At 45.2% G+C, this 10,804-nt stretch carries 6 protein-coding genes; 3 read left to right on the forward strand and 3 right to left on the reverse strand.

Annotation, left to right across the window (positions count from 1 at the left end):
• The first annotated feature begins 4 nt into the window (after positions 1–4).
• Together BST99_RS14125 and BST99_RS14130 are read left to right on the forward strand one after the other, a co-directional pair.
• The gene (locus BST99_RS14125) at positions 5–1,411 is read left to right on the forward strand and encodes a RagB/SusD family nutrient uptake outer membrane protein (protein ID WP_105002371.1); all 1,407 of its coding nucleotides are present in this window, start codon (positions 5–7) and stop codon (positions 1,409–1,411) included.
• Between the two features lie 19 nt (positions 1,412–1,430).
• On the forward strand, positions 1,431–2,279 hold the full coding sequence (locus BST99_RS14130) for a hypothetical protein (RefSeq protein WP_146106317.1): 849 nt from the start codon (positions 1,431–1,433) through the stop codon (positions 2,277–2,279).
• Positions 2,280–2,694: 415 nt separating this feature from the next.
• On the opposite strand, the gene BST99_RS14135 is transcribed toward BST99_RS14130, so the two are convergent.
• Genes BST99_RS14135 through BST99_RS14145 form a run of 3 tightly spaced genes read right to left on the reverse strand, consistent with a single transcriptional unit; the run spans position 2,695 to position 8,419 of the window.
• Positions 2,695–3,372, reverse strand: a complete 678-nt coding sequence (locus BST99_RS14135; protein WP_105002373.1) for a hypothetical protein — start codon at positions 3,370–3,372, stop codon at positions 2,695–2,697.
• 29 nt (positions 3,373–3,401) lie between these two features.
• On the reverse strand, positions 3,402–4,136 hold the full coding sequence (locus tag BST99_RS14140; protein WP_245916284.1) for a fibronectin type III domain-containing protein: 735 nt from the start codon (positions 4,134–4,136) through the stop codon (positions 3,402–3,404).
• Positions 4,133–8,419, reverse strand: coding sequence for a thrombospondin type 3 repeat-containing protein (locus tag BST99_RS14145; protein ID WP_105002374.1), 4,287 nt, complete (start codon positions 8,417–8,419; stop codon positions 4,133–4,135). Before BST99_RS14145 ends, BST99_RS14140 begins: the two co-directional genes overlap by 4 nt.
• Before the next feature lie 171 nt (positions 8,420–8,590).
• On the opposite strand from BST99_RS14145, the gene BST99_RS14150 reads away from it, so the two are divergent.
• Complete coding sequence (locus tag BST99_RS14150) at positions 8,591–10,615, forward strand: putative porin (RefSeq protein WP_105002375.1); 2,025 nt, start codon at positions 8,591–8,593, stop codon at positions 10,613–10,615.
• Positions 10,616–10,804: the final 189 nt, after the last annotated feature.

Consider the following 10,804-nt stretch of genomic DNA (forward strand, 5'->3'; position numbering starts at 1 on the left):
TGAAATGAAAAGATTTTTAGTTAAATCAGGTTTTTTAATCGGGCTGCTCTTTTTGGTAGCATCCTGTGAAGAACAATTGGAGATCGATCCGATTGGTTCTCTTGGAGACAATAACACTTTTCTGTCCGTAAATGACCTTCAACAAGGTTTGAATGCGGCTTATACTGGTGTTGATCAATCCGATGATATTGTTTTTGATATCATTACTGATGAAGTGAAAATTGGTGCTGACAACGGTGGGCAACGATTCAACTTCTACAACTTCAACTTGAACTCTCAGAGTGGTGAGGCAACAAGCCACTGGACTGGTAACTACTTTGTTATCAATGCGGTTAACCGTACTTTGGATGGAGCTTCTCGTATTGAGGTAGACGCTGCTGATCAGGCTGCTTACGACAACATCCTTGGACAGTTGTATGGTTTGCGTGCTTTCGCTCACTTTAACTTGTTGAAGTGGTTTGCTACTGACTACACCGATGGTAGTTCTTTGGCTGTTCCTTATGTTGACTTTATCGTAACTATCGAGGAGCTGCCTAGAAATACTGTTTCTGAAGTAGTCGCTGGTATCAACGCCGATTTGGCTCAGGCTGAAAGCTTGCTAGGATCGAACAACAACGAACTGGTTAACCCAGATATGTTAACGGCTATCCGCGCTCGTATGGCCCTTTACCTAGAGGATTTCGCAGCTGCTGAAGGTTTCGCTCAGGATTTGATCGATACGTATCCTTTGGCTAACACGGCTCAATACCAAGCCATGTACGGTGATGCAGATAACACTGAGGTTATCTTCAAGGCTCGTCGTGTTGCTGGTGATGCTCCTATCGGTGGTATCTGGGTATTTACAGGAAGTGGAAATCCATTTCTTGAAATGTCTAACAGCTTGTACGATGTACTGTTGGCCAACGCGGCTATCGACGTTCGTTTTGGAGTTAACTTCTGGGCTGCTGCTTCAGATCCAGACAACAACTCTCACTTGGTAGGTAAGTACCTTGGACCTGCGTTCATCAACGACCACAAAATGTTCCGTGTGTCTGAGATGTACTTGATCAAAGCAGAAGCGCAAGCACGTACAGGAGATCTTCCTGGTGCTGCTGATACCTTGAAGGAGTTGCGTGATGCTCGTCTTTTCGACGGATTCACCAGTGCTCTTGAAAGCTTTGCAAATGTAAACGATGCCTTGACCACGATTTTGGCTGAGAGAAGAGTAGAGTTGGCCTTCGAAGGACACCGCTATTTGGATATTCGTCGTTTGCGTGACGTATTGAATATCGGTATCTCTAGAGCCGCAATTGACTGCCCAACAGGTCAGTGTACATTGCCTCCAGACGATTTCCGTTTCAACCTACCAATTCCTTTGGCTGAGTTGAATGCTAACAGTAACATGGTTCAGAACCCTGGTTACGGTTCATAAATTAAATACAGACAAAATCATGAAAAAAATATTTTTCTTTCTTATAGGTTTGACTGTGGTGCTGTCTTCATGTGAGCGTACTGAAGGTCCTATCTATGATATTAACAATGGAGTTGCTATCGCAGCTTTCAACAGACCAGTACAGACGTTTCCTGTAGATGATTCTGGGAACTCTTTCACGGAAGTAGTGGTAGGTGTACCAACAGTTTCTGACGTTGATCGTAACATCACGATCAGTATCGATCCTGCATCTACAGCTGATCCTTCTGAGTATACTATTGATCCTGCTTCTTTGGTAATTCCTGCTGGAGAGTTCGTAGGTCGTATCCGTGTAACAGGTAACTTTAATAACATTCCTGAAACAGGTCAAACAAATGCGATCATCAACCTAGAAAGTGTTGATGGAGCTGAGTTGGATCCAGGAGCTACAGCTACCTTGTCTCACCGCGTAAATTTCTTCCGTTTCTGCCCATTCGGTGATGGAAGCAACTTCTTGGGAACTTACGAGTTGAGTACTGTTACTACTGGTATCTTTGGAGTTGAAACTTTTATTGCAGGTAATGTAACGATCACAGAAGGGGCTACGGTTGCTGACCGTCAGTTTACTTCAGGTTTGTATGCTGCTTTCGGAGGATTCGGTCCTTACGTGTGGAACTTTAGCTTGATTTGTGGTGAAGTTGTTGTGCCTGGTTCAGTGAACACCGGTGTTGGTTGTGGTGGTAGTATTGTTGTTGGCCCTGGTGCTACCAATGCTACTTACGACTCAAACGACGACTCTGAGTTCTTTATCAACTTCACTGATGATGTTGATGGAGGCGGAGGCTGTGGAGGTCCTGTTCAAGTTCAAATTCGTTTGACTCGAGTATAAGATTTCTGAATAATGTCTTTAAAAGGGCCAGCTCATTGAGCTGGCCCTTTTTTATTGGCATAGAGCGAGAGGGAGTTGAATTCGCAAAGCCTGAATAGCTAACTCTTGGGTAGATTTTATGGTGTCAGAGGTTGACGATACCAGCAATAAGCGCTTTTCTAATTAGAGGAGTAAGCGCTTTTGGCAGGACGCAGTAGGCCTTGATAGGAAGGAGACTTTTTGCAAGTATTGAGGGAGGATGGATGGGCGTGCCGGTTTACTATAGTTGCAGACAAGTGCTACAGGTTCGAAGGGTCCTTATGCATCATCTGTTGCAAACCGAATGACCTATTGGCTAAATGATGATTCGTTGGCTATACCCCATAAAAAACCCTTCTGCAAGAGAAGGGTTTTTATGTTGTGGCACAGAATGCTCTTATCTCATATTCATAAAGTCAAAGACTTTTCTTAGGTCTTCTTCTCCTTTGAATTTGATTTTGTTGCTCTTTATAAAAGCACTAAGGTCTTTGTCATTCCCGAGTAGCTCCATAACCGACTTCTTCTTCATCTTAAAGGCTTGTAAAATGCCATCTCCTTTTTGCATGTAGTACTGACTGTCTACGCTAAAACGAGCAGGTTTTGCCTTATCATAACTGGAAGTTGCAGCCCGAGCTTCGGTGAAGCTGGCACGAGATACTTTCCAGACAGCGTAATCACCCTCTTTCTTCGCACGAATGATCACCTGAGCATGGATCTTTCCGTCTTCTGGCGTAGTAACTACACGGTAGATTTTAGGGCCAATGGTGATCGCTAGATCATCGGTTTTCTCGATTTGATTGATTTGCGCTGGGCCTACCTGTACTTCAAAAATATCGTAGTAAGCATTGTACCGAAGCAGTCCTGGAAGATCCTTTCCTTCTACCAGAATACGTCCATAAGAGAACTCATCCTCTAAATAAGGAGATCCTTGGTAAGAGCCGCCTCCTGTTAAATCGCTCACAGAAAATATCTGCGATCTTACATAATCAGTTGGCACTTGATAAAATTGCTGTGCGCAAACCATGGTGGTACCGAGAAACAGCGCTGCCAAACTCATTACATTTCTTTTTTTCATTTTGCCTTTGTTTTTTGGGTATTAAGTGATTATAAAATTCTGAATTGGAAGACCTCCGAATTGGAAGTGTTACCCGCACTATCTCTAGTACGCACCATCCAATAATAGGTAGTTCCGCTATTCACGGAAACGTTGGATAAAGTAGTCTCAGCCGTCACCCCAAGGGAATTCCCAGTGGGGTCGGCGTTGGTGTCCATAAACACCTCGTAGTCCACAATATCACCATCAACATCGCTTCCAGACCATTCAAGATCAACTTCCGTGCCACTTAGATTGGCCCCTCGAGCGGGGCTAATCACTGTTGCGGGAAAGGGAGCGTAGTTGCTGATGCCAGGGCCTTCATTGAAAAATTGGAAGGTTGTGCTTTCAGCAGTAGCATTGGTGCCCATGGCACGAGAAAGTACTCTCCACGAGTAGGGCGTTCCTCTGTCTACTGTAATATCGGCCTGTGAAATATCCGAAAAAGTCGTGAAGCTGATCCCGGTATCCAAATTGGTCACCGTAATGGCATAGCTGTCTGTATTTTGAGCATCATTCCATTGAAAGGTAATGGTGCTTCGGTCTTCGTCAATGATGGTGCCTTCCGTACATTCTGAATTGTTTTCAGGAAACACAAGAGTGGCCGCTCCAGGATCAGGTATATTACCCATTCCGTCATCGTCAGTTCCACCTCCGCCGTTATTTCCTCCGCCGGAACCGCCACAGCTCCAAAGGACAACAGTAAAAAGGCTCAAGTATAGAAGTCTAGATGAAAACTTTCTCATCGCTTGATTAATTTAAAGGTTTGTAATTGACCTACTCCGCTGATGTTAAGGAAGTACAATCCTGAAGGGTAGGCACTAAGATTCATTTCCAGGCTGTTGCCTTGATTGGTGTACTCACGGCTGAGTACTTGCTGACCTACGGAGTTGAAGATGTTGATCTGGATTTTACCTCCTTTGTTTCCTGTACCCAGGAATACATTCAGGATTTCGGTATCTAGTGGATTCGGGAAGATCAGTAATTGATTTTCCAAAACAATCTTCTGCTCAAAGGTTCCTTGACAGGCCTTGTTCGTACGAACTTTCAACGTACTTACTGGTTCTTTCAGATCCAATTCAAAAGTCGAATCGGAAGTTTGGTATAAGGCATCGTTCACCTCGATATAGTAAACCTCTGCTCCGCTCAGTTCTAGGGTCAGTTTAGCATCCAGGTTGTCTACTTTGGATGCAACACCTAAAGGTAGAGGCTGAGTCAAAGTAACATCGAAGCACTGCTCAAAGTCAGCTTGTCCATCAACCGTTATACATATACTATAGGCACCTGCTTCTAAATTGTCAAAACTCACTTGATCGGTAAAGGTTTGCATAGAAATCATCGTTCCTCCGCTGGAAAGGGTTGCTGTGTAAGGATTCGATTGAGCAGCAGTGAGGTTGATCTGCCCATTGTCTGAACCAATACAAGACTCCCCAACAGTATTCAAAGTAAAGTTGTCAGAAGGCAAGCTGAAAACAGCACATCCATCAACGTCTACAACAGCATTGGCAGGAGTGTTATCGCAAAGATCATTGCTGTTTGGAACACCATCTCCATCGATATCCGAATCACAGACATTGCCAATTCCATCACCGTCAAAATCTTCTTGACCCGCATTGGCAATCAAAGGACAGTTGTCATCCACATCCAGAATACCATCGTTGTCATCGTCGTCGTCACAGACATCACCAATTCCGTCACCATCGTTATCGGCTTGGTCGGCATTCGCCGTCACAGGACAGTTATCATCAACGTCCAAAACGCCGTCGTTATCGTCGTCTTCGTCATCTTGGAAACCAGTCACAACCAAGTCATCAATAATGGCTCCTTCATTATTTTCGAGAGGGTCAGAGTGGAATACGATACGGAAAACCACTTTGGCTTCTCCGGTTAGATCTGTTTCGCCAGCATTGGCATTGGCTACAAAGTCATAGGCATACTCACGGATGGTTCCGTCCGTACCGGTCCATTGACCTCCAGGACAGTTCTGACAATCGGTGCCGCCAGAGCTGGCAAAGGTGCGGTCAGATACATACCAGTTTGGTTGGCTATTTGTGGTGCCCAGAAGGCTCCAGTTGGCTCCTTCATCGGTGGAGTACTCCACATAAACCACGTCAAAATCCTGCTCTAAATCATAGGCCATATTGAATTTCAATACAGGAGCGACAATGTTCGCCAATTCATAACATCCACTGACCAAGAAGGATTTGGTGGCATCCGGATAGTTGCCTTCCAGGTTGGTTCCCCAAACCTGAGTTCCCGAGGCAGCTGCGCCGAGGATGGTTCCTGTTGGGGCACCCTGTTCCCAGACCGGGGTTCCTCCAGTTTCATTGAAGGCCAATAAAGTCGGGTTGCCTGCTTCAAAATCAAAGAGCTGATCGCCGTTGGCGAACTGGTTTCTGTTAAAGGTTACACTAGCGTTATTGTCGTCTAGCTGGGTTTCGCCGGCAATACTCACTCCAATATTCAAGCTGGTTTGACCAAAATCAAGCTGGCCTAAGCTTGGCAATTGAATGGTTTCGATACCATCAGGGTTGATTGTCCCATTGAACTGGAAGTTCTGATCACTTCCTCCATTCACGCTGTAGGTGAAATCAATTTGTGTGATATCGTTCAGTCCATTATTCTGGACAGTCACCGTTGGCATAATCTCCGCACAGTCTAAAAAGTTTGTATCGGGAGTTAGGGAGACAATAGCGATATCGTCTTGTTGGATTTGGACAGGAATAGGAGTTTGCCAAACGCCTCTACCGTAAGTAGAAGCAACGAGTACTTCATTGTCTTTTTCTAAACTGATGTCCAAGTCACTAACTGCAACACTCGGTAGGTTAGTAAAGTAATCTTCCCACTCTGTGAGGGTGTCGTCCAAACGGAAAACCCCAAGACTGGTGCCGACAAATATAGGATTGTCCGAGTGCTTTCCTTGGTGAACAATCGAGAAGATTCCTTGGTCGATCGATAAATTGCGTGTGAGGTCTTCCACGTCAACGGAAGAGCCAATCGTTACTTTAAGGACTCCAATGTCGTTGGGTTGTCCACTATCCGAAGTCCCTACTCGACGCGATGTTGTTACGTAGACTGTGTTCGGGTCTGTTGAGTGAATCGCCATATCCGAGATTTCGGCGTCAAAACGATCAATAAAAACAAAGCTAACCCCGCCATTGGTTGAACGGTACATGAGGTCATTGCGAGCCACATAAATCACATTGGGATCCGTAGTGCTCACCTCTATATCCGATAGATTGGGTTCAGTAGAACTCAGGTTAGAGGAGATCTTTTCCCAAGAACTTCCATTAAGACGGTACAGGGCATCGTAACCCGCGTAGACTTCTCCGGTGGTGGAAACCGCTAAAGGCGTAATCCAGTTCCCGGTGATATTTCCATTATCTGGGGAGTCCACAGTCGTTACGGACTGTCCCGAGTTAGTTGTGATGAAGAGCGGGCTACCGAACTGCACAAACCCGTAAATCAGATCCGGATTGGAAGGGGATACTTCGTAGTCCATGCCATCTCCTCCCGTATAGCCACTCCAGCTTCCATTGTTGTATACAAAACCGGCATTGTCCTGAGATCCAACGGCGATCTTACTCGCGAGGTTCTTTCCGATCGACATGCGGTAAAATTGCGAAATTCCCATATCTCCTGTTCGGTCGGTAAAGGTGTTTCCGTCGTCATCAGAACTAAATAGTCCACCATCTGTACCGGCGTATAGGCGGTCTCCAAAATAAGCCAGGGTGTGGATGTCGGCGTGTGTGTAAGCCGCATCATTAACAAACCAGCGATTCAAGCGCGTAAAGGATCCACCACCATTTTGACTTCTCCAGATATTCAAACACCCAACAAAAACTTCGTTAGCATTGTCTGGGTTAACCGTTAATGCTAAATCAAACCAGGCTTGGCTTGATTCCAAAACGTTGGTTGTATTCGCTGTTTCTGTAAAGGTTAGACCGGTATCGTTGGAACGGAATAGGCCTTGGTATTCAAAGTTATTGGCTCCTGTCGCTGCACTAAGCAAATAAACCACTGCAGGGCTGGCAGGACTTACTGCTAAGATGAGACGACCAGAAGAGGTCGGTAAGAAATCACTAATTTCGGTAAAGTTTTCTCCATCCGAAGTTCTGAAGTAACGGTTGTTGGTTACCGCATAAGCGATATCAGAATTGCTCGGGTGCAGTTCAAAATCTTTGATGTTACCGTTGAGTTTTCTGTCCCAGGTAACACCCGCATCTTCTGATTTGTAAAGACCAAAATTGGTACTGCCCCAAAGGACATTGGAATCAGAAGGATCGATGATGACCCCACTCATTTCTGCACTCTGGCTAAAGCTGTTGTCGTTTTCGGCACTTAGGCCGGTTGCGGCCCAGGTGTTTCCTCCATCGGTACTTTTGTATACCCCTAAACTGAAGGAGTCCCGAGCGTCATCATCCCCTGTGGCGATGTACATGATGTCCGGGTTATTGTTGTCAATGGCGATTCCTGAAACTCCGATCTGCAAGAAACCATTGAACAAGCTGTTCCAGGTTGTTCCGGAGTCCGTAGATTTCCACAATCCTCCTGCAGGGGCACCGGCAAAGATGACCGTTGGGTCTGTTGGGTGCACAGCAAAGGAGTTGATTCGTCCTGAACCCGGTAAACTACCGGCCAATTGCCCGGGAGCATTTGGCCCAACCTCGGTCCAGTTGGCGGTCGGGTTCTTGCTGAAACGTCCGTCCATCTTTCTTTTGTAGGCAGCCAGGATTTCAGCTGAAGTGGGAAGCATCCCATTGGCATCGGCCATATGCTTCCAGTAATTTTCCCAACGCAGGAATGGCTTGAAGCCGCTTCCTTTGGCGTCTTTGTCTTTGTCTTTCCAGTATTCCCAAAATGCTTCAGTGATTTCGTCGATGGAAAATCGGAGGTCGGTTGGTTCTGCTGTCTTGCTAGTACCTTGTTTGGAGGCAATCAATTCCTGCATCCAAGGACTGGAAGAATTGTATTGGGCACTCGCATGAAGGCATAGAAAAAGAGTAGAAAAAAGTAAAATTTTCCTCATAGTTTCATAGCGTTTAGTAAAGGATATGCAAAATAGCGATTAATTAGGTTTCTTCAGTTATATGAATAACACATATTTGGTCTGAAAATTGTTAAATTCTTAACGGCATCACCCGATTTTTTCACTTTTTCTTCAGGTCAAAAAAACTACCTTTGGCTGCAATACGATCGAATGCGCGCTTTACAGATATTACTACTATTGGTTCTGGGTACTCATTTGACGCTTGCACAAGAGCGGCCAGCCCCACCTTCTAAAGACAGTTTGAAGATTAAGATGCGAGACTCTGTCATGGCGGCCAGAGACAGTCTAATCAATAAATCGAGAAAAAAGGAGGACGAAAAAACCCTTCTTACCATTAAAGACTACAAGATTATTTCGATCGATCGGGATACGAGCTTTGTCGATACTTCCCAATCCATTCAAAAGGACTACAAATACAATTACTTGCGCCGGGATCATTTTGAGCTCATGCCTTTTTCTAACGTTGGTCAGGCGTACAATAGGTTGTCGCACAATTTCGAGCAGTATTTACCTTATCCTCAATTGGGAGCGACCGCGCGTCAATTTGCCTATTACGAGGTTGATCGTATCAACTATTATAATGTGCCAACTCCTTTGACGGAGTTGATGTTCAAAACCACTTTTGAACAAGGGCAGTTCTTGGATGCTTTGCTGGCAGTCAATACCTCCCGTAGATTTAACTTTTCACTGGCCTATACCGGAATGCGATCGGTGGGCAAGTACCAGGACGATCAGGCAGAATTGGGCCGCTTCCGAACAACCTTTAATTATGTCACTGCCAATAACCGCTATTGGATACGGGGGCACTACGCTTACCAGGACTTAGAAAACCAGGAGAACGGGGGTATTTTAGAAAGTAGTCAGGCAGCCCAGTTCGAATCAGGAGATCCGGAATTTCAGGACCGCTCGCGTATTGATGTGACTTATCAGAATACCGATAGTCGGGTGGTCGGCAGGCGCTATTTCCTCGATCATCAATACAATATAGTGCGCCCCAAAAAGGACTCCTTGGAGACGCGATCCACGCTCTTGTCGGTGGGCCACAGGCTGATGTACGAAACACGCTTTTTCCAATTTCTGCAGGATTCCCAAGCCGATAGTTTTGGGGAAGCCTTTGATACCCCTATTAACGATAAGGCAAGACTGCAGAGTTTTTACAACGAAGCTTCTGTTAATTTTTCGAATCCGACCTGGGGAACCCTATCTGGTCGTTTGAGTCATTACCACTACAACTACCGTTTAGAAAGTATCCTAATACAGGATGATGGATCCGTCATACCGAATACCATGGAAGGTGAAGAAATCCTTCTGGGTGGGTTTTACGAGAATCGAATAGGGGGCTTGCATTTAAAAGGAGATGTTCAATATGCCTTGAGTTCGGAATTGACCGGCAACCAGTACGATTTCTATGCGGGTTATCAGTTGGGGGAAAATCTTTCCTTGTATGGTCGGCTGAAAGCCACCTCCCGCATGCCCAATTTCAATACCCTTCTCTACCAAAGCGAATACAGCAATTTCAATTGGGACAACCGTGCCGCATTTGATAAGCAACAAAGGAGGGCCATTGAGGCCGGCTTGAATGCAGGAAAGTGGGGATCGGCCAAAGTGGAATTCAATACCATAGAAAACTACACCTACTTTGAGTTAGATCCTGAGATACCCCTCCAAGAAGTAGTGGATGGAAATATCAATGCCTTTGTCAGCCCTCAGCAGGAGGAAGGCACCGTGAATTACTTTAAGGTCGAGTATCAGAATGAACTCAAATGGAGAAGATGGTCTTTGGACAACCGAATACTCTACCAGGAAGTCGGGCAGGAAAATCAGGTATTCAATGTGCCCCAGTTGGTCACCCGGAATTCGCTGTACTACAGCAAATGGGTTTTTGACAAAGCGATGTTCTTACAAACCGGTGTCACCCTAAAGTACTTCACCAAATACAATATGGACGGCTACCATCCTCTGCTCGGGGAGCTCTACACCCAGAACCGCGAAGAACTCGGCGGTTTCCCTATGCTGGATTTCTTTATCAATGCACGGGTGCGCCAAACACGAATCTTTTTAAAGGCTGAACACTTCAATTCGGGCTTTGGAGAGAACAATTTTTACTCCGCTCCAAACTACCCTTACCGGGATTTTGTGATCCGTTTTGGACTGGTTTGGAATTTTTTCTCTTAAGGAAAATTTCTTAACTATCTGACAGGCAAAGAAGTGGGAAAAATCAACGATCCTTCAAAAAAAATATTGCAAAAAAATTGAGTGGATTGTTTTGTCAAACGTAAAAAAGCTTTCTATATTTGCACCCGCTTTGATAGAAAAAGGCGGTTTTTTTGAAGGTATGAGAGGCCTTGTTAGAGGTCTTTTTTT

Source organism: Aureicoccus marinus (genome assembly GCF_002954325.1).
In the GTDB taxonomy this organism is placed as follows: domain Bacteria; phylum Bacteroidota; class Bacteroidia; order Flavobacteriales; family Flavobacteriaceae; genus Aureicoccus; species Aureicoccus marinus.

Bases quoted from the DNA above. Each gene is read 5' to 3' on its own strand.
- BST99_RS14125 (WP_105002371.1), top strand. From the start codon at position 5: ATGAAAAGATTTTTAGTTAAATCAGGTTTTTTAATCGGGCTGCTCTTT.
- BST99_RS14130 (WP_146106317.1), top strand. From the start codon at position 1,431: ATGAAAAAAATATTTTTCTTTCTTATAGGTTTGACTGTGGTGCTGTCT.
- BST99_RS14135 (WP_105002373.1), bottom strand. From the start codon at position 3,372: ATGAAAAAAAGAAATGTAATGAGTTTGGCAGCGCTGTTTCTCGGTACC.
- BST99_RS14140 (WP_245916284.1), bottom strand. From the start codon at position 4,136: ATGAGAAAGTTTTCATCTAGACTTCTATACTTGAGCCTTTTTACTGTT.
- BST99_RS14145 (WP_105002374.1), bottom strand. From the start codon at position 8,419: ATGAGGAAAATTTTACTTTTTTCTACTCTTTTTCTATGCCTTCATGCG.
- BST99_RS14150 (WP_105002375.1), top strand. From the start codon at position 8,591: ATGCGCGCTTTACAGATATTACTACTATTGGTTCTGGGTACTCATTTG.